The 25,291-nt window shown below is 69.5% G+C and carries 21 protein-coding genes; 13 read left to right on the top strand and 8 right to left on the bottom strand.

Annotated elements, in window-relative coordinates; genetic code table 11:
• Nucleotides 1–17: 17 nt before the first annotated feature.
• Nucleotides 18–1,166, bottom strand: a complete 1,149-nt coding sequence (locus OHB24_RS36825; protein WP_327635543.1) for an ROK family transcriptional regulator — start codon at nt 1,164–1,166, stop codon at nt 18–20.
• Between the two features lie 180 nt (nt 1,167–1,346).
• Between OHB24_RS36825 and OHB24_RS36820 the strand changes: the two genes are divergently transcribed.
• Together OHB24_RS36820 and OHB24_RS36815 are read left to right on the top strand one after the other, a co-directional pair.
• Nucleotides 1,347–2,327, top strand: coding sequence for a Gfo/Idh/MocA family protein (locus OHB24_RS36820; RefSeq protein ID WP_327635542.1), 981 nt, complete (start codon nt 1,347–1,349; stop codon nt 2,325–2,327).
• 12 nt (nt 2,328–2,339) lie between these two features.
• A complete protein-coding gene (locus OHB24_RS36815; RefSeq protein ID WP_327635541.1) occupies nt 2,340–3,332 on the top strand; it encodes a Gfo/Idh/MocA family protein in 993 nt (330 codons plus the stop codon).
• Here the strand turns inward: OHB24_RS36815 and OHB24_RS36810 are convergent.
• Nucleotides 3,329–4,231, bottom strand: coding sequence for an SDR family oxidoreductase (locus OHB24_RS36810; RefSeq protein ID WP_327635540.1), 903 nt, complete (start codon nt 4,229–4,231; stop codon nt 3,329–3,331). The genes OHB24_RS36815 and OHB24_RS36810 overlap by 4 nt on opposite strands.
• An 86-nt stretch (nt 4,232–4,317) precedes the next feature.
• Here OHB24_RS36810 and OHB24_RS36805 point away from each other — a divergent pair, with 86 nt between their 5' ends.
• The 7 genes from OHB24_RS36805 (at nt 4,318) to OHB24_RS36775 (ending at nt 8,938) form a co-directional block, all read left to right on the top strand.
• Nucleotides 4,318–4,881: a TetR/AcrR family transcriptional regulator gene (locus OHB24_RS36805; protein WP_327635539.1), complete on the top strand. Its 564-nt coding sequence runs from the start codon at nt 4,318–4,320 to the stop codon at nt 4,879–4,881.
• A gap of 69 nt (nt 4,882–4,950) precedes the next feature.
• On the top strand, nt 4,951–5,706 hold the full coding sequence (locus tag OHB24_RS36800; protein WP_327635538.1) for an SDR family oxidoreductase: 756 nt from the start codon (nt 4,951–4,953) through the stop codon (nt 5,704–5,706).
• The gene (locus tag OHB24_RS36795) at nt 5,703–5,918 is read left to right on the top strand and encodes a hypothetical protein (RefSeq protein ID WP_327635537.1); all 216 of its coding nucleotides are present in this window, start codon (nt 5,703–5,705) and stop codon (nt 5,916–5,918) included. The genes OHB24_RS36800 and OHB24_RS36795 overlap by 4 nt, the downstream gene beginning before the upstream one ends.
• The gene (locus tag OHB24_RS36790; RefSeq protein ID WP_327635536.1) at nt 5,911–6,780 is read left to right on the top strand and encodes an RNA polymerase sigma-70 factor; all 870 of its coding nucleotides are present in this window, start codon (nt 5,911–5,913) and stop codon (nt 6,778–6,780) included. Before OHB24_RS36795 ends, OHB24_RS36790 begins: the two co-directional genes overlap by 8 nt.
• Nucleotides 6,781–6,794: 14 nt before the next feature.
• The gene (locus OHB24_RS36785; RefSeq protein ID WP_327635535.1) at nt 6,795–7,160 is read left to right on the top strand and encodes a hypothetical protein; all 366 of its coding nucleotides are present in this window, start codon (nt 6,795–6,797) and stop codon (nt 7,158–7,160) included.
• Between the two features lie 45 nt (nt 7,161–7,205).
• Nucleotides 7,206–8,270 (top strand): LLM class flavin-dependent oxidoreductase, encoded by a 1,065-nt coding sequence (locus tag OHB24_RS36780; RefSeq protein ID WP_327635534.1) that lies wholly within the window; start codon nt 7,206–7,208, stop codon nt 8,268–8,270.
• Complete coding sequence (locus OHB24_RS36775) at nt 8,267–8,938, top strand: NADPH-dependent F420 reductase (protein WP_327635533.1); 672 nt, start codon at nt 8,267–8,269, stop codon at nt 8,936–8,938. The genes OHB24_RS36780 and OHB24_RS36775 overlap by 4 nt, the downstream gene beginning before the upstream one ends.
• Before the next feature lie 69 nt (nt 8,939–9,007).
• Here the strand turns inward: OHB24_RS36775 and OHB24_RS36770 are convergent, their stop codons facing one another.
• The 3 genes from OHB24_RS36770 to OHB24_RS36760 all read right to left on the bottom strand — a co-directional run bounded on the left by OHB24_RS36770 (nt 9,008) and on the right by OHB24_RS36760 (nt 14,066).
• Entirely contained in the window at nt 9,008–11,833 is a 2,826-nt protein-coding gene (locus tag OHB24_RS36770; protein ID WP_327635532.1) for a discoidin domain-containing protein, read from the bottom strand.
• An 89-nt stretch (nt 11,834–11,922) separates the two neighbouring features.
• Complete coding sequence (locus OHB24_RS36765) at nt 11,923–13,131, bottom strand: ROK family protein (protein WP_327635531.1); 1,209 nt, start codon at nt 13,129–13,131, stop codon at nt 11,923–11,925.
• A gap of 77 nt (nt 13,132–13,208) precedes the next feature.
• Nucleotides 13,209–14,066, bottom strand: coding sequence for an EamA family transporter (locus OHB24_RS36760; protein WP_327635530.1), 858 nt, complete (start codon nt 14,064–14,066; stop codon nt 13,209–13,211).
• 72 nt (nt 14,067–14,138) lie between these two features.
• On the opposite strand from OHB24_RS36760, the gene OHB24_RS36755 reads away from it, so the two are divergent.
• Entirely contained in the window at nt 14,139–15,026 is an 888-nt protein-coding gene (locus tag OHB24_RS36755) for a LysR family transcriptional regulator (RefSeq protein ID WP_327635529.1), read from the top strand.
• Nucleotides 15,027–15,039: 13 nt separating this feature from the next.
• On the opposite strand, the gene OHB24_RS36750 is transcribed toward OHB24_RS36755, so the two are convergent.
• Nucleotides 15,040–16,770: an L-aspartate oxidase gene (locus OHB24_RS36750; RefSeq protein WP_327635528.1), complete on the bottom strand. Its 1,731-nt coding sequence runs from the start codon at nt 16,768–16,770 to the stop codon at nt 15,040–15,042.
• Between the two features lie 204 nt (nt 16,771–16,974).
• Between OHB24_RS36750 and OHB24_RS36745 the strand changes: the two genes are divergently transcribed.
• From OHB24_RS36745 to OHB24_RS36735, 3 genes are all read left to right on the top strand, one after another.
• The gene (locus OHB24_RS36745; RefSeq protein WP_327635527.1) at nt 16,975–17,481 is read left to right on the top strand and encodes a sigma-70 family RNA polymerase sigma factor; all 507 of its coding nucleotides are present in this window, start codon (nt 16,975–16,977) and stop codon (nt 17,479–17,481) included.
• Nucleotides 17,482–17,556: 75 nt separating this feature from the next.
• A complete protein-coding gene (locus OHB24_RS36740; RefSeq protein WP_327635526.1) occupies nt 17,557–20,295 on the top strand; it encodes an ATP-binding protein in 2,739 nt (912 codons plus the stop codon).
• A gap of 74 nt (nt 20,296–20,369) precedes the next feature.
• Nucleotides 20,370–21,719, top strand: a complete 1,350-nt coding sequence (locus OHB24_RS36735; RefSeq protein WP_327635525.1) for an NAD(P)/FAD-dependent oxidoreductase — start codon at nt 20,370–20,372, stop codon at nt 21,717–21,719.
• Here the strand turns inward: OHB24_RS36735 and OHB24_RS36730 are convergent.
• Both OHB24_RS36730 and OHB24_RS36725 read right to left on the bottom strand, forming a co-directional pair.
• Entirely contained in the window at nt 21,712–23,706 is a 1,995-nt protein-coding gene (locus OHB24_RS36730) for a heparinase II/III domain-containing protein (RefSeq protein ID WP_327635524.1), read from the bottom strand. The genes OHB24_RS36735 and OHB24_RS36730 overlap by 8 nt on opposite strands.
• Before the next feature lie 167 nt (nt 23,707–23,873).
• Complete coding sequence (locus OHB24_RS36725; protein ID WP_327635523.1) at nt 23,874–25,247, bottom strand: MFS transporter; 1,374 nt, start codon at nt 25,245–25,247, stop codon at nt 23,874–23,876.
• Nucleotides 25,248–25,291: the final 44 nt, after the last annotated feature.

The following is a 25,291-nucleotide window of genomic DNA, read 5'->3' as shown; positions in this document are numbered from 1 at the left end:
AGTCCAGGAAAATTATGTCAAGGTCTGAGGCCGGTCGTGATGGTCGACTCGACCTCGTCGAGCGCCAGGCGGACGGCGCCGAGTGCGACTCCTTCGTCCGCGAACGCGGATACGCGGATCTCCGGGGTCCGCAGGCACCAGCGGTCGAGCTCCCGCCGCAACGGCTCCACCATCACGTCCGCCGACCGCGAGAACCCGCCTCCGATCACCACCAACTGCGGATCCAACGTCAGCACCAACGCCGACGCCCCCACCGCAAGATCCGCCACATACCCCAGCACCGCCCCCACCGCGTCCTCATCCCCACCCCGAGCCGCCAAGAACACCCGATCAAGCCCACCCGTCCCGTGGTGGGTGGTTGGTCGGGGGTTTCGCTCGAGCCAGTTCTGGAGGTGGGTGGGGGCTTGCTGCCAGCCGGCGGCGGGGAGGGCGCCTATTTCGCCGGACCAGTTGGCGAAGCCGCGGTGGAGTTTGCCGTCGATGATCAGGCCGGCGCCGGTGCGCAGGCCGGCGAGCAGGAACACCACGTCCTTCGCGTAGCGCGCGACCCCGTGCCAGGTTTCCGCCAGCGCCGCGAGCTTGCAGTCGTTCTCGACCCGGACAGGACCCGGCACCAGCCGCCGTACATGAGCGCCCAGATCGACCCCGGTCCACTCCGGCAGCGAATCGGACAGCATCACCTTCCCCATGCCGTCGACCAGCCCGGTCGTCGCCACCCCCGTCGACCAGATCTGCCCCGCCTCGACGCCCGCGCCCGCCAGCGCCTTGCGCACGCACCGATCCAGCGCCGCCAGCCGCTCACGCCGGCCGAGCTCCGGGTCGACCTCGATCCGGCTCTGGTTCAGCACCTCGCCGTCCAGGTCGGTCACGAGCGCGAGCGCCTTGTGCCCGCCGATGTCGATCCCGAGCAACCGCCCGGCCCCAGCGTTGAACCGGTACCGCCGGGCAGGCCGCCCGACCGACCCGGACGCCGGCGCCACCTCGGTCAGCCAACCGCGCCCGAGCAGGTCCCGCGCCACGTCCTCCGTCGAAGCGCGCGACAGCCGTGTCCGCTTCGACAGCTCGGTGAGCGTCAGCGGCTGATCGCCGCGCAACTCCCGCAGTACGGCGGCCGCGTTGAGCTGGCGCAACCGCGAGAGATCCCCGCCGGCCGGCTGTTCACTCATCGCGACACCTCACCTATTTCCTGGACTCCTGGATAACTATAAGCATCCCGACTGCGCGCGAGTCTCACCGTGTGAACGGGCGCGCCGGAAGTCTGTTGCGCTCTCCTGACAACGTTGTACCGTGATCTGCCGACGGTCGATCCGAAACGTTTCCGAAGGTTTCCACTGAGGAGGACCAGCGTGTCCAACCCGCTGAAGATCGCGACGCTCAGCTTCTGGCACGTCCATGCCGGCGACTACTCCAGGCAGGCCCAGGCGCATCCAGGGACGGACCTGGTGGCCGTCTGGGACGACGATGCCGACCGCGGCCAGGCCGGTGCCGACCAGTTCGGTGTGGAGTTCACCGGCGACCTTGACGCACTGCTCGCGCGGGACGACCTGGACGGCGTCGTGATCACGACGCCGACCGACGTCCACCGCGACATCATGCTCAAGGCCGCGGAGGCCGGAAAGCACATCTACACAGAGAAAGTGCTCGCTCCGACGGTCGCCGAGGCCGAGGAGATCGTGGCAGCCACCGACGCGGCCGGCGTGAAGCTGACGGTCTCGCTGCCGCGGCTCGCGCACGGCTACACGACCGCAATCCAGGAGGTGCTGGACAAGGGCTCGCTCGGGCAGCTGACGTACGGCCGGGTCCGGCTCTCGCACGACGGCGCGATCCCGCGCGACGGCAAGGAAGGCTGGTTGCCGCAGCGGTTCTTCGAGCCGAAGGCCGCGATCGGCGGCGCGCTCACCGACCTCGGCTGCCACCCCGTGTACCTGATCCAGCTCTTCCTCGGCGCAACGCCGGAGACCGTGAGCGCGACGTACCGCTCGGTGGCGGACCGCGGGCTGGAAGACAACGCTGTCGTGGTGGCCGGGTACGGAGACCAGAAGATCGGGGTGATCGAGGCGGGGTTCGCGAGCAGCAACCCGTTCACGATCGAGCTGTTCGGGACCGAGGGCACGCTCACGTACACCGACGCCGGCAACCTGCTGACCGTGAACGGCGAGCAGCTTCCGGTGCCCGAGCACTCGCCGGATCCGTTCGCGCAGTGGGTCGAGCACATTACGAACGGAACGCGCGCGGACGAGAACATCGAGCGCGCGGTCGAGCTGACCCGCCTGGTGGTCGCGGCGAACGCGGCAGCCGAGTCCAACCGAGTGATTTCCTACAGCTGAGAGGACGTCCCGATGATCAAGGTCGGTCTGATCGGCGCCGGGGGAATCGCTTCGGCGCACATCAAGGGGTATACGCAGCACGCGGACCGGATCGGTGTCACCGCGGTCGCGGACGCCGTGGAGGAGACCGCGAAGAAGCGTGGCGAGGAGCTGGGCGCCACGGCGTACACGGATTATCGCGACATGCTCACCAACGAAGAGCTGGACGCGGTCGACATCTGTCTGCCGCACCACCTGCACCGGGACGCGATCGTCGCGGCCGCCGAGGCGGGCAAGCACATCCTCTGCGAGAAGCCGCTGTGCCTGTCGGCCGACGAGGCAGCGGATGTTCGCAAGGCGGTGACCGAGAACGGCGTGACGCTGATGTGTGCGCACAACCAGTTGTTCATGCCAGCGGTCGCGAAGGCCCGGGAGCTGCTGCAGGCCGGGACGATCGGCACGGTGTACGAGGTGCGAACGACGGACAGCTTCTACAACGACTTCGACCCGAGCTCGATGGGCTGGCGGGCGAGCAGCAAGACAAGTGGTGGTGGCGAGCTCATCGACACCGGGTACCACCCCACCTATCTGATGCTGCACCTCGCCGGCGGGCTGCCGGTCGAGGCGACCGCGATGCTGTCCACGCACCGGTTGAAGTTCATGGAGGGCGAGGACTCCGCGCAGGTCCTGATCCGATTCGACAACGGAGTCGTCGGCCAACTGGTGACCAGCTGGGCGTACCAGCCGGCCGTCGGCACCGAGCGGTTCTCGGTCGTCGGCGAGCTCGGCTCACTGACCAGCGACGGCACGACGCTGTCCTACAGTCTCCGGTCGGGCGAGACCGAGACCTTCGAGTTCGAGCCGGTCGACACGTTCGTCGCCGAGATCGGCCACTTCGCCGAGTCGCTGTCCGGCAAGACGCGCCCGCTGCACACCGAGGAGGAAGGTATCGCGGTCCTCGGCATCCTGCTCGCAGCCTACGAAGGCTCGAAGTCCAAGGTCATCGCGCCGGTCCTGAAGGTCTAGAAGTAGAACCCCTCGGCGAGATCAGCCAGTAGGTTCGGATGGGTGGGCTGCCAGTTGAGCAGCTCACTCGTCCGGGCCGCGGACGTCGGGATGTCCATGGCCGCGAACCGCGCGAGGAAGCCCAGGTACTGCGGCGCCTCGTCGACCGTGACGGAGCGCGTCGGAAGGTCGAGCTCGCGACCGATGGCCTCGGCGATCGTGCGGAACTCGATGCCCTCGTCCTGGATCGCGTGCAGGCGGGTGCCCGCGGGGGCAGACTCCAGCGCCAGGCGATAGAGCTTGGCGGCGTCGAGCGTGTGCACTGAGGACCAGCGGTTCGTCCCGTCGCCGATGTACGCCGCGAAGCCGTTCTGCCGCGCGAAGGCGATCAGCGACGGCGCGAAACCGTGGTGGTCGAGCCGGCTGTGGGTGATCGGCGGGAGCCGGAGGATCGAGGAGCGGACGCCCTTGGCGGCCAGGTCGACGACGTAGTTCTCGGCGTCGATGCGGTAGCCGCCGTTCGGGTCGTAGTCGTCCTCGGTCGCGACCCGGTCGTGGACGATGCCCGCGAGCATGCCGGTGCCCGACGTACTCACGAGCGGCTTGTCGGTGCCGGCGAGTGCGTCGCCGATCGTCTGCAACGCGGCGAGATCGGACTCCGCCGCACCGGCCAGGTCGCCTGCCTGCATGGCGTCGTGCCGGAACGCGAGGTGTACGACGCCGTCCGCGGCGGCCGTTGCCGCGCGGAGCCGATCGAGATCGTGCAGGTCGCCGCGGACGGCCTCGGCGCCCCACTCGGTGAGCCGCTTGGCCGACTCGTCGGAGCGGGCGAGGCCGAGGACCTGGTGGCCGTTGTGCAGGAGCTCCGGGACGAGGGCCGAGCCGACGTGTCCGGACGCTCCGGTGATGAAGACGCGCATGAAAGTTCCTTCCAGTGATGTCATTGACTGACATCACCGATGCTACACCCTGATGTCACTCGATGACATCGGCTAGGATCGACCCCATGGGACGGTGGGAGCCGGACGCGGCCGGGCGGCTGCGGGAGGCGGCGATGGCGCTGTACGCCGAGCGCGGGTACGACGGCACGACCGTCGCCGAGATCGCCGACCGGGCCGGGGTCACCGCGCGGACCTTCTTCCGGCACTTCGCGGACAAGCGTGAGGTGCTGTTCGCCGGGTCCGAGCTGCTCGAGCGGCACATGGTCGAGGCGCTCGCCGCGGCGCCGGCGGACGCGACCCCGATGGAGGCGGTGACCGCGGCGGTCCTGGCCACGGCCGAGTTCTTCGACGACATCCGCCGGGACTACTCGCGTCGGCGCGCCGCCGTGATCACGTCGACGCCGGAGCTGCGTGAGCGCGAACTGATCAAGATGGCCACGCTGACGGCGTCGCTCACCGACGGCCTGCTCGAACGTGGCGTCGCCCCGGACGTCGCGGCTCTCGCGGCCGAGACCGGCGTCGCGGTGTTCCGGGTGTCCTTCGAGCGCTGGATCGCCGCGCCGGACGACGTACCGATCGCAGACGTCATCCAGGCAACCCTGAAAAATCTCGCCGCACTCACCGCCTGACTCGTCACAAGCTCGCTGGGTGCCCTGTCTTACCTGGTGACAGCTCAAGACAAGCAAAGGGGTTCTGCGATGAAGATCGTCGTGATCGGCGGCACCGGCCTGATCGGCACGAAGCTGGCGACGTTGCTCACCCGGCACGGGCACGAGGTGGTGCCGGCCGCGCCGAGCACCGGCGTCAACACGATCACCGGCGAAGGGCTGGCGGACGTGCTGAAGGGCGCCGACGTCGTCGTCGACGTGGCCAACTCGCCCTCGTTCGAGGCCGGGCCGGTGATGGAGTTCTTCAAGACCTCGACCGGGAACCTGCTGCGGGCTGAGGCCGACGCCGGCGTCCGGCACCACGTCGGCATCTCGATCGTCGGCACCGAGCGGATGCCGGACAACGCGTACTTCGCGGCGAAGATCGCGCAGGAGGAACTGATCAAGGCGTCCGGTCTTCCGTACTCGCTGGTGCACGCGACCCAGTTCATGGAGTTCGTCGCGGCGATCGCCGACGAGGGCACCTGGGACGACGGCAAGGTGCACATCGCACCGGTGGCGTGGGCGCCGATCGCCGCCGAGGACGTCGCGAAGAACCTCGGCCGGGTCGCGGTCGGCGAGCCGCTGAACGCGCGGATCGACATCGCCGGGCCGGACGAGTTCCGGATGGACGAGTTCTTCCGCAAGGCCCTCGCCGAGCGCGGTGACACCCGCGAGGTGGTCGCCGACGAGCATGCGCGCTACTTCGGCTCCGAACTCACCGAGCGCAGCCTGGTCCCGATCGGCGAAGCCACCCTCGGCGAGTTGCACTACGACGAGTGGTACGCCGCGCAGGCCGGTCGATGACGATGGGCAAGGACGACTTCCTGCACGAACTGCAGGTCGAGGTCGAGGCCGACATCGAGCTGGACAGGGCGGGCACACCACCTGGCGACGGGCCCGACTGGGTGCTCGACCCGTACGAGGCCCAGGCGGAAGCGGCCGATCTGAACAGCCTGCACAGCGCGATCGAGGCACTCGAGACGGATTCGGGGTCGTATCCTCCAGCTGATGACTGATGAGCTCGATGATGCGGTTGCGGTCTTCGACGAGGTGCGGCCTCGGTTGATGGGGATCGCGTACCGGATGCTGGGCAGCCACACCGAGGCCGAGGATCTCGTCCAGGAGGTGTGGCTGCGCTGGCAGGCCGCGGACCGCAGCGCGGTCCAGAGCCCGGTCGCGTACCTGTCGACGGCGGTGACCAGGCTCGCGATCAACGCGAGCCAGTCCGCGCGTGCCCGCCGGGAGACCTACATCGGGCCGTGGCTGCCCGAGCCGGTCGACACCAGCGCCGACCCGTACCTCGGTGCCGAGCGCGGGGAGGCGCTGAGCTTCGCGGTCCTCCTCGTGCTCGAACGGCTGTCGCCCACCGAGCGGGCGGCGTACATCCTGCGGGAGGCCTTCGACTACCCGTACGACGAGTTGGCCGCGATGCTGCAGTCGACCGAGCCGGCGGTCCGCCAGCTCGTCAGTCGTGCGCGCAAGCGGATCCGGGCGGAACGCCGTACCGAGGTATCCGGCACGCAGCAGAAGAAGTTGCTCACGGCATTCGTCGCGGCGGCCCGGTCGGGTGATCTCGGGGTGTTGGAGCAGCTGCTGGCGAAGGACGCGATCAGCTACTCCGACGGCAACGGTGCGCGGCAGGTGTCGAAGTTCCCGGTGGTCGGGCAGGAGCGGGTGGCGAAGTACTACCGGGCGTTCCACCAGCACTTCTGGATCGGTGTCGAGGTCGAGTTCGGTACGGCGAACGGCCGAGCGGTCGCGATGCTGCGGCGCGACGGCGGCGACGTGTTCGCGGTCTGCACCGTGACCGCGTCGGACGACGGGATCGACGAGGTGCTGTGGCAGATGAACCCGGCCAAGCTCACCGCGATCGCCTGAAGCGGGAGGTTGAGGTGTTCGAGCGGGGCGACCATGCCGTCGTCCACCGGTTCGCCACGGCGTACCGGGCGGGCAGCACGGGTGGGATCCGGAGCCTGCTCGCGGCGGAGGTGGTCGCCGTCAGCGACGGCGGCGGCCAGGTGGCGGCGGAGCTCCAGCCGGTCCACGGGCCCACGCAGGTCGCACGGTGCCTGACCGATCTGCTGCGCCCGGAGTTGGCGTTGACGGTCGAGGCGGTGAACGGCCAGCCGGGCGTCGTACTGCGTGACACCGGGCGCGTCGTCGCGGTGGTCAGCCTGCGGGTGACCAGTGCGAAGGTGACCGCGGTGTGGATCGTGCTGAACCCGGACAAGCTCCGGCACTGGCGCTCAGGGGAATGAACCCCGGCCGGTCTGGTGTTGACGTGTCAACCTAGACTTGTTGTGATGAGCGGACAGGAGAGTGCGGAGATGGCCGAGTTGGCCTTTGGGCTGGACACCTTCGGGGACATCCCGGTGGACGACAGCGGCGCGCCGGTGACGGCTGCGGCGGCGATCCGGCAGGTGGTGGACGAGGCCGTCCTGGCCGACCAGATCGGCGTGGACGCGATCGCGCTCGGCGAGCACCACCGGCCGGAGTTCTCGATCTCGTCCCCGGAGACGGTGCTGGCCGGGATCGCGACCCAGACCTCGAACATCAAGCTCGCTTCGGGCGTGACGGTGCTGAGCTCGGACGACCCGGTGCGGGTGTTCCAGCGGTTCTCGACCGTGGACGCGCTGTCGAACGGGCGCGCCGAGGTGATCCTCGGGCGCGGTTCGTTCACCGAGTCCTTCCCGCTGTTCGGCTACGACCTCGCTGACTACGACGTACTGTTCGAGGAGAAGCTGCAGCTGTTCGTGCAGTTGCTCGACGAGAAGCCGGTGAGCTGGGAAGGCACCGTACGGGCGGCGCTCGACAACATCGAGGTCTACCCGAAGACCGAGTCCGGCCGGCTGCAGACCTGGGTCGGGGTCGGCGGGTCGCCGCAGTCCGTGGTGCGTACGGCGTACTACGGGTTGCCGCTGATGCTCGCGATCATCGGCGGGTCGCCGGAGCGGTTCACGTCGTACATCGATCTGTACAAGCGGGCAGCGCAGCAGTTCGGGACCGTCGCGCATCCGGTCGGGATGCACTCGCCGGGGTTCGTCGCGGAGACCGACGAGCAGGCGAAGGAGATCTACTACGCGCCGTACAAGGTGATGCGCGATCGGATCGGGGCGTTGCGCGGCTGGCCGCCGCTGAAGCGCGAGGAGTTCGAGTCCGAGGTGCTGCACGGATCCATGTACGTCGGGTCGCCGGAGACGGTCGCCCGCCGGATCGCGGGCGCTGTGCGGGAGCTCGGTGTGGAGCGGTTCGACCTGATCTACTCGGGTGGTCCGCTGCCGACGAGCGCGCGGCTGAAGGCGGTCGAGCTGTACGGCACGAAGGTGATCCCGCTGGTGCGGGAGATTCTGGCGGAGGAGTCGAAGTGACGACGATCGGGATCCTGGGGGCCGGGAAGGTGGGAACCGTCCTGGCCCGGCTCGCGATCGCTGCCGGGTACCGCGTACTGATCGCCGGATCGGGTGACGTCTCGAGGATCTCGCTGATCGTGGAGGTCGTCACGCCGGGCGCCATCGCCGTGACCGCTGCCGAGGCGGCCGCCGAGGCTGATGTGGTGATCCTGGCGCTGCCGCTCGGGAAGTACCGAACGATCCCGGTCGAGGCGCTCCGCGGCAAGCTGGTGATCGACGCGATGAACTACTGGTGGGAGGTCGACGGTATTCGCGACGACCTCACCGATCCGCGCACCTCGTCGTCGGAGCTCGTCCAGGAGTTCTTGCCCGGGTCGCGGGTCGTGAAGGCCTTCAACCACATGGGCTACCACGACCTCGACGAAGGTGCTCGCCCGGCCGGCTCTCCGGACCGCAAGGCGATCGCGATCGCGGGCGAGCCCGTGGACGCCGCCGAGGTCGGGACAGTCGTCGACGCCCTCGGCTTCGACCCGGTCGTCGCCGGCCCGCTGTCGGACGGCGTACGCCTGGAACCGCACACCGAGATGTTCGGCGCCAACGTCACCGCCGCCGAGGTCCGTACCCTCCTGGCCCGCTTCCCCGACACCACCCGCGGCCAACTCGTAGCCAAAGCCCGCGCCACCTGAAGCCACTTTGAGCACCCACCAACCAGAAATCCGCGACGGAAACGGTTGGTGGGTGCCCAAAGATGATGCTCAGCCGATGGAGATGCGGTCCAGGTCGGGGGCGGCGTCCTCGGTGTTGTAGACGCGGATCGTGTTGGGGCCTGTTGTGAGGTGGATGGGGATTTGGGCGGTTTGGACGGTGGTGTTGCCGATGCCGGTGACCGAGACTTCGGCCGGCGCACCGTCGTTGGTGGAGACGAAGTAGGACTTGGTGCCGTTCACGGTGTAGTCGAGATAGAGGGTGTAGTCGCCGGCCGTGGGGACCGTGACGTCCGGGAAGACGACGTGGGCGTCGTCGGAGCCGCCCAGGTTGCGGACCTTCTGGCCGCCTGAGCAGCCGGAGCAGTTGGTCACGCCGGCCGATCCGATCTGGTTCAGGGAGCTTTCGGCTTCGCGCATGAAGATGCGGTCCGCCGGGCGGAGCTGGATCGGGACGGTCTTCGAGATCTTGTGGGGGAGACCAACAGTGTCGAACGTGACGTCGATCGGGACCTGCGCGGCGGTGGAGCCGGTGAGGGTCCAGGTGCCGGAGATCGTCTGACCCAGGCGGAGTCGGGAGGCCGTGACGGGTTCGCCGGTGACGGTCCAGCCGGCCGGAACAGTGGGGGCCAGCTTGACGTTGTCGACCGCGTCCTCGTCCAGGCGGAGGTTCGCGGTGACGCTGACGGACTGCTGACCTGGACCGACCCAGACGATGCCGGCCGGTCGGACTGTCATCGTGGTCTTCGGGACGTACGACGCCGATGGCAGCGGACCGACTGTGATGCGGTCGAGGGCCGGCTCACCCGTGATCTGTACGACGTTGGCGCCGGCCCGGAGTTGCACCGGAACTGCGATGCTCGTGGGCACCTCCGGGTTGCCCGGGTCGAGGGATGCCTGCACCGGCGCGGCGCCGTTGACCCGGACCCGGAAGGTGCGGTCCCCGGACGGCGTTCCGTACAGCTCCAGTTCGTACGTCCCGTCGGCCGGCGCTCGGACGTTCCGGTAGGTCACCCCGTCGACCACCGCAGCGGATCCCGAACACGCCGCGCACGGCCGCACATGTGTCCCGCGCACCGACTCGGCTTCCAGCGGAAGCGGGTTGTGCAGCGCCTGCGGGTAGGCGTGCCCGATGCGGATCTCGTCGATCTTCAGCTTCCCGAAGTAGGTGGGAGACTGCGCGCCGGCCCAGGTGTTCAGGACCTCCAGCTTCACGTACCGCGCGAGCTGATTGCCGATGTCGATGAACTGGACCCCGCGCCGGCTCGGCATCGCATCGGCGCGGACCTGCTTCCAGTGCCGCCCGTCGACGCTGACCGACACCGTGTAGTCCTGGATCCGGGCGGAGTCCTCGGGCCGGCCGAAGGACTCGCGCGCATGCGTCGGGGACCACTCGGTCTGATTCACCGCCAGGTACGTCGCCGGCCGCGGCCGGCCCAGATCCACCGTCACCGTCGCCGGGAACTTCCCGTCGGCATCCCAGTAGGTCGGATACACGCCGTCGACCAGGTTGGCCGCCGGATGGTCCGCGGCAGCGGAGGACGCCGTCGCCTTCAGCGTCGACTGCGGGTACAGGCCGAGCTGCCCGTCGGTCGTCACCTTGAATACGGTGTCGTACGTGTCCCACGCCGTGACGCCGAGAATGCTCAGATACCCGCCCGACTGGTTGAAACGGAAGGACTTCCCGGTCCGCACGTCCGTGACACCGGTGACGCGATACCCGTTGTCCCGCAACCTCACCAGGTCCTGCGACACCGGCTTCGTCAGCACATGGACGTACTGCGTGTTTCCGTCGAGCGTGATCACACCGTGCGCCCCGTCGTTCCAGAATCCGGGCTGCATCCCGCCGTACATGTAGCCGCCGCCTTTGGTCCTGTCCAGCGATGACCAGATCGGCGGCAGCCACTCGGCCATGAAGTTGTTGAAGGCAACCTGCTGCGGCGGGAACTTCCCGTTCACCATCGCGGTCTCCGCCATCAACGACTTGATCGACGATCCGGCGTTCGCGACGTACCGTCCGACGCTGAGTCCGTAGTCGACCTTGCTGTCGCTGCCGTCGTACCACCACTGGCCGGTCGTCGGCAGCTTGTAGTCGGCCTCGGTCAGCCGCGGCATCGGCGTGAACGTCGCCTGCGGGTAGTCGTACGCCGGGGTGATGCCGGTCTTCTGCTCGTTGCTGACCGTGTCCATGATCGGCGTGTCCTCGTTGTTGTTGCTGAGCAACCACGAGGGCCGTTGCTGCCGGATCTGTTCGTACAGTCCGTGCTGCTCCCAGTATTCGTTGTCGTTGTCGATCCAGAACCCGGACAGGTCGGGGTAGTTGTCCATCACCTCGTGGAACAAGTCGTAGCTGTACATCCCGAACCCCTGCCGCGTGGTCAGGTCGACCTGCTGACCCTTGTACGCCGAGTACGCCGCCGAATCGAGCGTCTCGACGCCGGGTACCTCGTTGTGCCACTGAGGGTCGTCGGTCATGTAGAGCAGCACGTGGACGCCCTTGGCCTTGCCCGCGGCAACCAGTTCGCCGAGGAAATCTCGCTGCGTGGCGCAACTACCGGGAATCTTCGACGGCCACGGCCGGGCGTACCCGAGCCGGCTGTGGAAGGTCGCGAGCACGATGTACGACGCATGCAGCTTGAGCGCCTCGTCGACCCAGTAGTCCGCGCTCCACCCGCCGGCGGTCACGTCCCGTTCCCAGGCGGCGCAGTCGGTGTGGCGGGGTGCGGTGAACATGCCCCAGTGCAGGAACAGGCCGGCGGTGGAGTCGCGCAGCCATTGCTGTCGCGGATTCTCCACCTCGGCTTTGGCGGGGATCACCGAGAGGAGGGTCGAGAACAGGGCGAGGAGCAGGAGGGCGGCACGGGACCGGAGGGCCATCGGTGATCTCTCACTTCCAGCTGGGCGGAATTACGGCAACCAGATTGCCTATTCAGAGATCCGATCTTTCATCGCCGGAACCGCCGCGGTCAAGACCCCGGGACCGCCAAGAGCTCCGCGATGACGGCGTCCAGCGCCATCCGGGCCGCGCCGAGGGCGACCGAGTCGGCGCCCATCGTCGAGCTGACCACGTCGATCGGGACCAGGCTGAGTTTGGCCAGCTCCCGCCGGAACGGCTCGGCGATGATCGCTCCGCCGCGCGACATGCCGCCGCCGAGCACGATCAGTTCGGGGTCGACGGCCAGTGCGAGCACCGCCGCGCCGCGGGCCAGCACCTCGGCGAACTCGATCAGCACCTCGAGACTCTCCGGATCCTGCCGGGCCGCCGACGCGATCACCAGCTCGCCCTCCCGCCCCCGCTCGACACCGTCCGCGGCGGCGAGCGCCGCACCTCGGGCATGCAGCCGCTCCATCGCCGGCGCCCATCCGAGCGCCGGGAACACCCCGATCTCGCCGGCCGCGCCGTGCCGGCCCTGGTGCACCTGCCCGTCGATCAGTACGCCGGCGCCCGCGCGATGCCCGGCGAACATGTAGACGATGTCGCGGTGGTCGCGCGCCGCGCCCTTCCAGTGCTCGGCCAGCGCCGCCAGCTTCACGTCGTTCGCGATCGCGACCGGTTTGCCCAGCCCTGCGGACAGTTCACCCGCCACATCGATCTCGGTGAACCCCGGCAGCGAGTACGGCGCCAGCCCCGAGCCGACCGGCCCCTCGCGGACGTCGTGCACCCCCTCGGCGGCCCGGAGCGCACCGGTCACCCCGACGGCGACGCCGGTGATGTCCGCCGGGTCGATGCGCGCCTGCGCCCAGCTCGCCCGCGCGGCGTCGATCGCGGCCCGGACGCGGTCAGGGGCCTCGAGCGCTGGGTCGAGTTCGACGCGATGGGTGGCGAGCGTGGTGCCGCGCAGGTCGGTCACCACCGCCAGCGCCTTGTGCGCGCCGATGTCCAGGCCGGCGACGTACCCGGACTCGGCGCGGAACCGGAAGTGCCGGGCCGGCCGCCCGGCGCCGCGGGTCGACGAGGCGGTGCGCGGTGCGGAGGTTTCCTCGACGCGGCCCTCGGTGAGCAGTTCGGCGAGCAGGTCCTCGGCGGTCGGCCGGGAGACGCCGACGACCGCGCGGAGTTCGCGCAGCGTCAGTGACTCCGCGGCGAGGAAGGCGCCACGGGCCGCGGCCAGGTTCAGCCGGCGCAGCAGCGACGAGTCGCCCGTCCGGCCGCCGGTCGCTGGATCGTGATTCATCCGATGAATCGTCCTTGTGCTCGCCGATATTGCTAACTGTCCTGCATATTGTGACCCGATGGTACTGCCGTCGACAGTCACTCTGACAGTAGCGGGACCAACCGGCTGCGGCGGCTTGCGGCTCTCTCTGCGCCGATGCCGGCGGTGATCACGCCCGCGATGCCGAACGCCTGCAGCAGCGTGGGGGACTGGCCGAGCAGTAGCCAGCCGATCAGCAGGGCCAGCGCCGGTTCGAGGCTCATCAACGTGCCGAAGACGCCGGCGTCCAGGCGGCGCAGTGCCAGGTACTCGAGGCTGAACGGGATCACCGGCAGCAGGAGCGCCAGACCGAAGCCGATGACGACCAACTCCCAGGTCATGACCGGGATCGTGGCAGGACCGGCGACGACGGTGGCCACGACCGCGGCGACAGGGAGCGAGACGCCCATCCCCTGAAGACCGGTGACGTTGCTGCCCACACGCTGGGTGAGGACGATGTACGCCGCCCAGCACACTGCGGCACCGAGCGCGAACAGTACGCCGGGACCGTCGACCGACCCGTGCCACGGCTGTGTCAGGAGCAGTACGCCGGCGAACGCCAACGCCGGCCAGATCAGCCGCCCGCGACTCCGCAGTACGGCGACCGACAGCGGACCGAGGAACTCGAGTGCGCTCGCCGTACCGAGTGGCAGGCGCGCCGCGGCGGCCATGAACAGCAAGGTCACGCCCGCAGTAGCGACACCGAGACCTACCGCGGCCAGCAACGCGTTGCGATCGAACGAGCTCGGCCGCGGGCGGAACAGCACTAGCACGATCAGCCCTGCGCACACCAGCCGCAGCCAGGCAGCGCCCTCCGGCCCGACCCGGTCGAACAGCCCGACCGAGGCAGCCAGTCCCAGCTGGACCATCGTCATCGACAGGACCGCGAAGGCGATCCCTGTCTCTCGTGTGCGCATACCGTCCAGTCAAGCTCGCGAATCTGTTCGCGTCCACGTGAGAATCCCGGACATATCGTTCATGATCAGTGAATGGATGTACGCCGTCTCGAACTCCTGCTCGCCCTGTCCCGGCTCGGCTCGATGCACGCCGTCTCGGAGGTCCTCGGCGTCACCACCTCCACCGTCTCCCAGCAGATCGCCGCACTCGCCAAAGAGGTCGGCACGCCAATGCTGGAGCCTGACGGCCGCCGCGTCCGGCTCACCCCGGCGGGCCGTCGGCTCGCGGGTCACGCCGTACAGATCCTGGCTGCCCACGAAGCGGCCCGCGCCGACCTCGACCCGTCGGCCGAACCCGCCGGGACCGTCCGCGTCGCCGCCTTCCACACCGCGATCAGTGACACCCTCCTGCCAGTCGTCCATCGGCTGCGGCAGGAATGCCCCGCGGTCCGGCTGGAGATCCAGGAACAGGAACCACCCGAGGCGCTGGCGATGCTCGAGCGCGACCAGGTCGACCTCGCGCTGATCTACGACTACAACCTCGCACCCGCAACCCTCGACGCGTCCCTCGAAGCGACCCCGCTGTGGGAATCCAGTTGGGGCCTGGCCGTCCCGTCCCGCTCCCGCCGCACCAGCGGTACGACGGTCGACGTCGTCGCCGCCTTCGCCGCCAGCGACTGGATCGTGAACTCCCGCCACCTCGCCGACGAACAGGTCGTCCGCACCCTCGCCGCCCTCGCCGGCTTCGAACCCCGCATCACCCAACGAGCCGACAGCCTCGCCCTCGTCCAGGACATGATCACCGCCGGACTCGGCGTCGGCCTGATGCCCGCCTCCTACCCGAAAACCACCGGCATCTCCCTCCGCCGCCTCCGCACCCCCGAACCCCGCATGCGCGCCCACGCCCTCACCCGCCGCGGCCGAACCAGCTGGCCGCCTCTCTCCCTCCTCCGGAGCTTCCTGTCAGCACACAAACGGTGAGGTCAGGCGCTCCTCACTCGACGAGTTTGCCGTCGGTTGCTACGTGGCGCATCAGGTGGCGTAGGTCTTTGGGGATGGGTGGGATCTGCTCCTTCTCGATGGCGTTCGGGCCTGACCAGACGAGGTTGACCTGTAGTGACTCGTCGAGTTCTGGGTAGTCCGAGCGGTTGTGGCAGCCGCGCGTCTCCCGCCGTACCAGGGCCGCGTCTAGGGTCGCTCGTGCGGCCAGTGCCGACGCCTTCAGGTCGAACGCGTGGGCCAGGTCCTGGAAGCCGGCGATGTCCGGATGTACGCCGACCTGCGTGATCCGCTCCTCGACCTCGGTCAGCTCCGCGATCCCGGCCCGCAGTCCGTCCTCGTCGCGGACTACGCCGGCGCGCGCCGTCATCGTGTCGCGCAGTGCACGCTGCAGGGCGCGGACGTTCTCCGGCCCGTCGTTCGTCAGCAGGTGGTCGATCTCCGCGCGCGCCTCGGCGACGACGTCGGCCGAGCGCTGCTGGGCCTGGCGGCCGATCGAGTACTTCGCGGCTTCCTCGGCGACGATCCGGCCGAAGACCAGCAGCTCGATCAGCGAGTTGCCGCCGAGCCGGTTCGCGCCGTGCAGTCCGCTCGCGGCCTCGCCGATCGCCCACAGCCCGTCGACGCCGGTGCCGTGGTCCTCGGGGCGGACCCATACGCCGCCCATCGAGTAGTGCGCGGTCGGCGCGATCTCGATCGGCTGCTTGGTGATGTCGAGCATCTGCAGTTCGAGCAGCGTCTGGTACACCCGCGGCAGCCGCCGCATGATCGTCTCGCGGGGGAGGTGCGACACGTCCAGCCAGACGCCGCCGTTCTGGGTCCCGCGGCCTTCCTTGATCTCCGTGTACTCCGCGAGCGCGACCCGGTCCCGGGTGGACAGCTCCATCCGCTCGGCGTCGTACCGGGCCATGAACCGCTCGCCGAGTGCGTTGCGCAGCTGACCGCCCTCGCCGCGGGCCGCCTCGGAGACGAGCGTGCCCGCCGCGTTCTCGGGCTCGATCAGGCCGGACGGGTGGAACTGGACGAGCTCGGGGTCGCGGAGCTTCCCGCCCGCGAGGACCGCGAGCCGGAACGCGTCGCCGGTGTTCTCGTCACGGCGGGACGACGTACGGCGCCAGATCCGGGTGTGACCGCCCGCGGCCAGGATCACCGCGTCGGCGTGGATCACGTACCGGCGGCCGGTCGTCAGGTCGAAACCGTAGGCGCCGAAGACCGCGTTGTCCTTCACCAGGATCCGGGTCACGTAGACCGTGTCCAGGATCGGTACGCCGAGCTGGACCGCCCGGTTGACCAACGTGCGCTGGATCTCCAGACCGGTGTAGTCGCCGGCGAACGCGGTCCGGCGGTAGGTGTGCGCGCCGAAGAACCGCTGCGAGATCCGGCCGTCGGCCTCGCGTGCGAACGGCATACCCCAGCGTTCGAGGTCCTCGATCCCGCGCGCGGCGCCCTCGGCGACGATCTGCACGGTGACCGGGTTCGCGAGCAGGTAGCTCTCCTGGAGCGTGTCGGCCGCGTGCTGCTGCCAGGTGTCCTGGGCGTCCATGGTGGCGAGCGCCGCGTTGATGCCGCCGGCCGCCAGCGAGGTGTGCGCGTCGGAGCGCGGGCGTTTGCCGAGGGCAAGAACGTCGACCCCCTGTTCGGCCAGCTCGATCGCCGCCCGGAGCCCGGCACCACCGGTCCCGATCACCAGGACCGACGTGGCGATCTGCTGCTCCGCGATGCTCATCTGTTCTCCTTCGCGAGTGTTGGGTGGACTCATTAACCAGGACACCGCAGCGTGGCGTTCTGTGACTGTCTCCCCGGTCACAACCAGCCTGTCTGTCCGGTCTCACCCGGCGGAACCACGGGCTCGACCACGGGGTTTCCAGGGCGCGGATCCCGTGGTCGGCGGCCGACGCTGGACGTGTTCCCAGCGTCAGGAGGCCGGATCGTGAGTACGGCGGGGTTGGACGAATTCCTGCAGGCGCGGCCGCGGTTGTTCCGGATCGCGTGCCGGATCACCGGCAATCCGCACGAGGCCGAGGAGCTGGTCCAGGATGTCTGGGTGCGCTGGCAGCGGACGGACCGGTCGGCGGTCGCCGATCCGCAGGCGTTCCTCGCGACGGTGGCGTCGCGGCTCGCGATCAACCTCGTCCAGTCGGCACGGCGCCGGCACGAGACGGCGGTCGGGCCGTGGTTTCCGGACGAGCGGGTGGCGCCGGGTCCGGATCCGCACGTGTACGCCGAGAACCGGGAGGCGTTCGCGGTCGCCGTACAGCTGTTGCAGGATCGGCTCTCGCCGGCCGAGCGGGCGACGTACGTACTGCGGGAAGGCTTCGACTACCCGTACCGCGAGATCGCGCAGACGCTCCGGATCGGTGCGCCGAACGCGCGCCAACTCGTGAAGCGCGCACGGGACAGGCTGGCCCAAGAGGATCTGGCCCAGGAAGCGGTCTGATCCGGAGTTCCGGTACTCGGCGTTCTGTACCCGTATCGCCGTTCCCACGTAGCCTCTGACGAGGGGGTGCGAGCGATGACCAGCACAGCGCCGGAGCTGCGCGGACGACGGGCGGAATCTGCACGCCTGGACCATGTCGTGGCCGGTGTGCGCTCCGGTACGGGGCAGGTGCTGATCGTCCGTGGCGAGGCCGGGATCGGGAAGTCGGCGCTGCTCGAATACCTGGTCGGCCGGGCCGAGGGCTGCCGGGTCGCGCGCGCGTCCGGGGTCGAGTCGGAGATGGAGCTGCCGTTCGCCGGCCTGCACCAGTTGTGCCTGCCGTTGCTGGACCTCAGCGGCCGGCTTCCGGGTCCGCAGCGCGGGGCGCTCGAGGTTGCCTTCGGGTTGAGCGGCGGGGGACCGCCGGACCGGTTCCTGATCGGTGCGGCGACGTTGAGTCTGTTGTCGGCGGCTTCCGATCGGGAGCCGCTGCTGTGTGTCATCGACGACGCGCAATGGCTGGACCAGGCGTCGGTCCAGACGCTGACCTTCGTCGGGCGCCGGCTGTTCGCCGACCGCATCGGCGTCGTGTTCTCACTGCGCGAGCCGGTGACCGGGCCGGAGTGGCGCGGGTTCCCGGAGTTGCCGATCGGCGGTCTCGCCGACGAGTACGCCGGCGCGCTGCTGGACTCCGTCGTACCGGGACGGCTGGACGGTCATGTCCGCGACCGGATCGTGGCCGAGACGCGCGGCAACCCGCTCGCGTTGATGGAGCTGCCGCGTGGACTGACCGCGGCGCAACTGGCCGGTGGGTTCGAGCGGCCGGACACCCGGCCGTTGGCGAGTCAGATCGAGCAGAACTTCGCCCGCCGCGTTCAGGCGCTGCCGCCGGACACGCAGCGCCTGCTGCTGACCGCGGCCGCGGAGCCCGTCGGCGACGTACCGCTGCTGGTGCGCGCCCTGAGACTGCTCGACGTGCCGATGAGTACGGCGGCGCCCGCCGAGGCGGCCGGGTTGATCGATATCGCAGCTCACGTCCGGTTCCGGCATCCGCTCGTCCGGTCGGCGACGTACCGGGCCGCGGATCCGGCCGATCGGCGCGCCGTCCACCAGGCGCTCGCCGAGGCGATCGACCCCGAGCTCGATCCCGATCGCCGCGCCTGGCACCGGGCGCAGGGTGCCGACGGCCCCGACGAGGACGTCGCCGCCGAACTGGTGAGCTCGTCCGACCGAGCGCAACGCCGCGGCGGCATGGCGGCCTCGTCGGCGTTCCTCCAGCGCGCGACCGAGCTGACGCCGGACCCGGCCACGCGCGCGATCCGTGCGCTGTCCGCAGCCCGGGCGAGCCTGGCAGCGGGTGCGTTCGAGACCGCGTTGCGTCTCCTGAACACCGCGGGGGAAGGGCCGGTCAACGGTCTGCACCAGGCCCGCGTGAACCTGATGCGTGCCCAATTGACGTTCGCGTCCGGCCACAGCTCGGAGGCTCCACCGCTGCTGCTCGAAGCCGCGCGGAGGCTCGAGCCGCTCGATCTCGGCCTGGCCCGCGACACCTACCTGGACGCGCTCGCCGCCGCCCAGTTCGCCGGCCGTTTCGGCCAGGAGACGGGGATCGCGTACGTCGCCCGCGCCGCCAAGGCAGTGCCCCGGCTCGCGGAACCACGCAAGCGTGACGTCCTGCACGACGCGGTGACGACCCTGTTCGCCGACGGCGTCCGAGCCGCGGTGGACCCGGCACGCGAAGCGATGCGTGCGTTCTCGGCGGAGAACGGGACGACCGATCACGAGGATCTGACCTGGATGTGGCTGTCGGCCGTCCTGGCCGTGAACCTGTGGGACGAGGAGAGCTGGGACCAACTGACGGCACGGCATCTCCGGATCGCCCGCGAGCTGGGCGATCTGAACCAGTTGCCGCTCGTTCTCCACCATCGAGTGATGCTGGCCCTGTACTCAGGTGAGCTGGCCAACGCCTCGGCGCTGCTGGCCGAGAGCCGGACCATCCATGACGCGACCGGTGCCGGGCTGGCGGCCTACGGCGAGATCTGCCTGGCGGCCTGGCGTGGGCTGCCGGACGCAGCATCGCTGATCGCCACCAGCCTCGAGGACTCCTCGTCTCGCGGCGAGGGTGGCGCGGTCACCTTCGCGCACATGGCGAACGCTCTCCTGTGGAACGGACTCGCGCAGTACCCGCTGGCGTTGCAGGCGGGACTGAAGGCCACGGCCTATCCGTCGGAGCTCGGTGCGGCGAACTGGGCGTTGCCCGAGCTGATCGAGGCGGCGGCCCGCACCGGCAGTCCGGACGCGGCGGACGGTGCCTACGACAGCCTGCGGAAACAGGCGGTGGCCAGTGGATCGAACTGGGGGCTCGGGATCCTGGCCCGGGCGACCGGTCTGCGTGCGACGGGTGGCGCGGCGGAGGCGGCGTACCACGAAGCGATCGAGCGGCTGGGCCGGACGCGGATGCGGATGGATCTGGCGCGGACGCAGCTGGTGTACGGCGAATGGCTGCGTCGGGAAGGCCGTCGTCAGGACGCCCGCGGGCAGCTGCGGACGGCGTACAAGCTGTTCTCGGCGGCGGGTGCGGCCGCGTTCGCGGAGCGTGCCGGGCGCGAGCTCGCGGCGACCGGCGAGGTGCTCGACGAGCGGTCCGCCCGTACGGGCTCCGGCCGGGACTCGTTGACCGCGCAGGAGGCGCACATCGCCGAGCTGGCCGGTGCCGGGCTGACCAATGCCGAGATCGGTGCGCAGATGTTCCTCAGTCAGCACACTGTCGAGTGGCATCTGCGGAAAGTCTTCGCCAAGCTGGGCATCACGTCCCGGAAACAGCTCCGCTCCTAGGTTCTGTCCAGCAATGTCACATCCGGCCGGGCCGAGGTGTCTTACCTGTGAGAAGTCGACGGACGGAGAGTGCAGTGCGCAGGATCTTGGTGGTGGGCGGCGGGTACGCCGGTTTCTACACGGCGTGGAGGCTGGAGAAGAAGCTGCGGCGCGGTGAGGCCGAGGTGATCGTCGTCGACCCGCGGCCGTACATGACGTACCAGCCGTTTCTGCCCGAGGTGGTCGCCGGTTCCGTGGAGGCCCGGCACGCGGCGGTGTCGCTGCGCCGGAACCTGAAGCACACGCGGGTCGTGGCCGGCATGGTCACCGGCATCTCGCACGCGGACAAGACCGTGACGATCCACCCGGCGGACGGTCCGGACTACCAGCTGACGTACGACGTGATCGCGGTGACCGCTGGTGCGGTCACGCGGACGTTCGACGTACCGGGGGTGGCCGATCGGGCGATCGGGATGAAGCACGTCGAGGAAGCCGTGGCGATCCGGGACCGGTTGTTCACCGCGTTCGACGAGGCGGCCGTGCTGGACCCGGGGCCGCGGCGGCGCAAGCTGCTGACGGTCACGTTCGTCGGCGGCGGGTTCTCCGGTGTCGAAGGGTTCGCCGAGCTGCTGTCGCTGGCGCGGTCGTTGCTGAAGAAGTACCCGGAGCTGTCCGAGAACGATCTCGCGTTCCACCTGGTCGAGGCGACCGGGCGGATCCTGCCGGAGGTCAGCGACCGGCCCGGCGACTGGGTCGTGAAGATGCTCGAGAAGCGCGGCGCGGTCGTGCACCTGAACACCTTCATGCAGTCGGCCGACGACGGGCACGTGGTGCTGTCGGACGGGGCGGAGTTCGACTCGGAGCTGATCGTCTGGACCGCGGGCAATGCCGCGACCCGGCTGCTGCGCAACCACACCGACCTGCCGCACAACGAGCGCGGGCTGGTCCAGGTGCGGGCGGATCTGCGGATCGGTACCGAGACCGAGGTGATCCCGGACGCGTGGGCGGCCGGCGACGACGCGGCCGTGCCCGACCTGGCGGCGCCCACGAAGGGTGCGTACACGGTTCCGAACGCGCAGAACGCCGTACGGCAAGGGAAACTGCTGGCGAAGAACCTGCTGCGGTCGCTGCGGGGGCGGGAGCCGAAGAACTACGTGCACAGCAGCCTGGGCGTGATCGCGACGCTCGGCCTCGGAACCGGGATCTTCCAGTACAAGCGGATCGTCATCAAGGGCCCGCTGGCCTGGCTGATGCACCGCGGGTACCACGTGCTCGCGGTCCCGACGTGGGACCGGAAGATGCGCGTGCTGGCGGTCTGGCTGGTGGCGCTCTTCTACGGCCGCGACATCGTGTCGCTCGCCTCGGTCCAGAGTCCCCGCGAGGCGTTCGCCAGCGAGGCCAAGAAGGCACAGGCCACGAAGACGGAGACAGCGCGGGTCAGTTGATGCGGGCGAGGCGGCCGTCCTGCTGGACCCGGACGGTCGTCTTGCGGGTGCCGACGGTCAGGTCGACGAAGAACATGCCGCTGACGGTTCGCGTCTTGTAGGTGACGGTTTCGGTCGAGCCTGCCGGGACGATCGCGGACAGGATGGTCGCGCTCGTCCCGTTGCGGTTGAACTTGACCACCGGCGCCGACTGGCGGTGGAAGATGTCGGGGTAGTACCAGCCTTGGACCGGGTCCTGCTGGCCCTGGACGACGGTGATGCCGTCGGCGGCCGGCTGTTGCTGGTACGGGATCTGCAGCAGGTAGGTCTTGGACTTGTCACCGGGTTTCGCAGCGACTGCGGCCGTGGGCGACTGGACCGTCACCTTCTGGTCCGGTGCGAGGTGCCAGAGCGTCTCGTACCGCTGGGTGTCGGTCGCCTGGCCGCGGTCGAGCGTGATGATCAGGTCGGGATCCTTGAGTACGAGTACGTCGCGCTTCCGGGTCACGCCCGGCGCCGGTGAATCAGCGAGCGAGTACGACTCCCACGTCGGCGTGATCGACGCGCGGACCAGCTGCGTCGCCACGCTCACGGTGTCCGCCGACGGGATGGTCATCACGTTGTGCGCGGCCTGGCTCTTCGACCACGCCTGCCATTTGTCGAGCTGGTACCCGGAGTGCCCCGGGTCGATCAGCACGTCCCGGCCGTGCGACGAGTAGGTGATCGACATGTGGTCGTCATGACCGTGCAGCGTCCGCGCGGCGCCGTACCGGATGCTGTACGTCGACTCCTGCGCGAACGGCCGCGTCTCGCCCCACCCGGTCCGGCCGAAGACGTAGCCGGCGTCGTAGACCGCGACTCGCTTGGACGGTCTCGTCCCCTTCTTCCCGAGCGACGCGACGTAGTCGAGCGCGGTCCCCGCCGCACCGGTCGGCTTCTGCCGTACGGCGTCACCGACCTGCTGCAGCTCACCCGTCGACTTGGTCGCTAGCGCCAGCCACTCCGACAGCGCAGCCCGCCGCTGCGCGATCACCGGTCCTGGGCTCGAGCCGCACCGCTGCAGGGCGGTCGTCGCGCGACCCCACAGCAGGTAGTTGAACATCGCGTACCCGACCGACTGCTCGTTCGTGGAGCCCTGCGTGTCGATCGCCTTCGTGATCGCCTGCGACAGCCGGTCCACGGCCAGCGTCTTCAGCTCCGGCCGCTTCAGCGTGCACCCGACACCGAACAGCGCGATGCTCTCGTCCGTCCCGTGGTTCGAGGACCCGCTCCAGTTCACGATCATGAACTGCGCATGGTCGACGAGCGCTTTGTCGAGCCAGGCGTACTGCGATGGCAGTGAGCTGACCTTCATCCCGGTGAGGACGGCTTGGCGGGCGCACAGCAGCACGTTGGTGCGGTGCATCGTCGCCTCCCACGCACCGACGTCGCCCTTCCAGGAGTACGGGTTGTCCTGCACCCAGTCGTGGATGATCGCCATCACGTGCGTCAGCGCCTTGCGATCACCGCGCTGCCCGGCCGTGATGCCGTTGCCCAGCCAGCGCAGCGAGTGCAGCCACATGTACCAGCTCGGCTTCTTGTACGGGTCGGAGCGCCAGTTGATGTCGCCGCTCCCGTTGCCGACCTTGTACGGCGGGTCGTCGCCCCAGGAGAACGTGTCGTTCATCAGCATCGGCAGCGGGACCTTCGAGTTGATGCCGCTGAAGCCGGGGCACTCGTACGTGCCGGTGTTCGCGACCGGGGTCGACGGCGGGGGAGTGGCCGGGGTGTCGACGCCCGGCAGCGGCTCCTCGCTCGAGGTCGTGTCAGGGACGCTCGGTTTGGGCGTGGGGCGCGGGCTGGGCGTCGACGGCGTCGGTGATCCGGTGGCGGCGGGCGTCGTACCGCGGTCCCGGGCGCCTGGCATCAGGACGAAGACGGCACCGGCGAACGCGACGCCGCAGACGAGGACGCAGGCAAGCGTGAGCGCCACGGTCGTCCCCAGCCGTCTCTTCGACTGTGCAGCCACCCGCCCCCCTCTCCACCACAAGAACGCTCCGAGCCACCCGATTCGTTGCGTCCGGCCCCGGTTCGATTGCAACCCGGACAAGCGATTTCTTCAAGCCGCACCACCCCTGCCCCAGGAAAGCTACCCGCATGACCGAAACCCCGTTCACTCCGGCTCGCGGAGGCGGATCACGAATCGCGGGCCGCCGAGGGGACGAGGATCGGGGTACGGCGGCCGAAGGCGGTGACGGCAAGGCCCGCGATGCTCGCGGCGGCGGCGACGATTGCGCAGGTGACGAAGCCGCCGGCGAGGTTGTGGGCGCGGCCGAGGAGTGGGCCGAACGTCGCCACGCCGATCGCTGCGCCGATCTGGCGGGACGTGTTGAAGGCTGCCGAGGCGGCGCCGTGCAGGTCGGGTTCGACCGCGGCGATGGATTGGGCGGTCATGGTCGGGACGAGCAGACCCGAGCTGAACCCGATCGGGATCAGTGCGAGCACCATCGGCCACACCGCGGACGACGTACTGGCCCAGGCGAGTGCTAGCAGCGCTAGCGTCAGGACCGCCTGGCCGATCGCGAGTACGGCCGGTCGGCCGAGGCGGCGGGTGAGCGGCGCCGAGCCGAGGTTGGCGATCGAGATCAGGCCGGTCAGCGGCAGGAACAGCAAGCCGGTGACCAGCGCGCTGAGATGACGCCCTTGCTGGAGCAGCAGGCTCATCGAGAACAGCACGCCATAGAAGGCGAAATTGAGCAGCGTGCCTTGAAGGGCGGCGGTCGCGAAGCCGCGTTCGGCGTACAGCTTGAGGGGGAGCAGCGGTGCCCGGACGGAACGTTCGATCACGATGAAGGCGGCGAGGCCGGCGACAGTCAGCGCGGCCGCGCCGAGGACCGCGGGGTCATCCCAGCCGCGTGCCGGTGCCTCGATCAGCGCAAACACCAGCCCACCGATGAACGCGGTCGCCGCACCCATCCCGGCGAAGTCGAGCCGCCGGCTTCGGTGCTCGACGGACGGCATCGAGCGCAGTGCCCAGATCGCGGCGGGGATGCCGATCACCACGTTGACCGCGAAGACGGCTCGCCAGTTCGCGAGTGCGACCAGACCGCCGCCGAGCAGCGGACCGGCTGCCATGCCGGCCCCGCCTGCCGCGGCCCACCAGCTGACCAGGCGGTGGCGTGCGTGCTCGTCGGTCGCGGACGCGGTCGCGAGGACGAGGGCACTGGGCAGCAGGAGGGCGGAGCCCGCGCCCTGGACGAGCCGGGCGAGGTTCAGCATCAGCATCGAGCCGGCCGCCGCGCAGACCGCGGACGAGAGGGTGAAGACGAGCAGCCCGGTGAGGAACGCGCGCTTCGCGCCGAGGGTGTCGGCGATCGCCCCGGCGCCGAGCATCAGGGCGGCGAACGACAAGGTGTAGGCGTTCAGCGACCACTCGAGCTCGGCGCGGGATGCGTGCAGGTGGGTGGCGAGCTGGGCGAGGGTGACGTTCACGATCGTGCTGTCGACGAAGACCATGAACGAGGCGATCAGCGCGAGCGCGACGACCGACCGGCGGTGCTCAAGAGGCATGCCGCCCACCCTACGTCGTTGTTCGATGCAGGTCGAACAATATC

It is taken from the genome of Kribbella sp. NBC_00482 (assembly GCF_036013725.1).
Taxonomy (GTDB): Bacteria; Actinomycetota; Actinomycetes; order Propionibacteriales; family Kribbellaceae; genus Kribbella.
The sequence above is the reverse complement of the archived record's forward strand: the minus strand, read 5'-3'. Positions and strand labels throughout refer to the sequence as shown.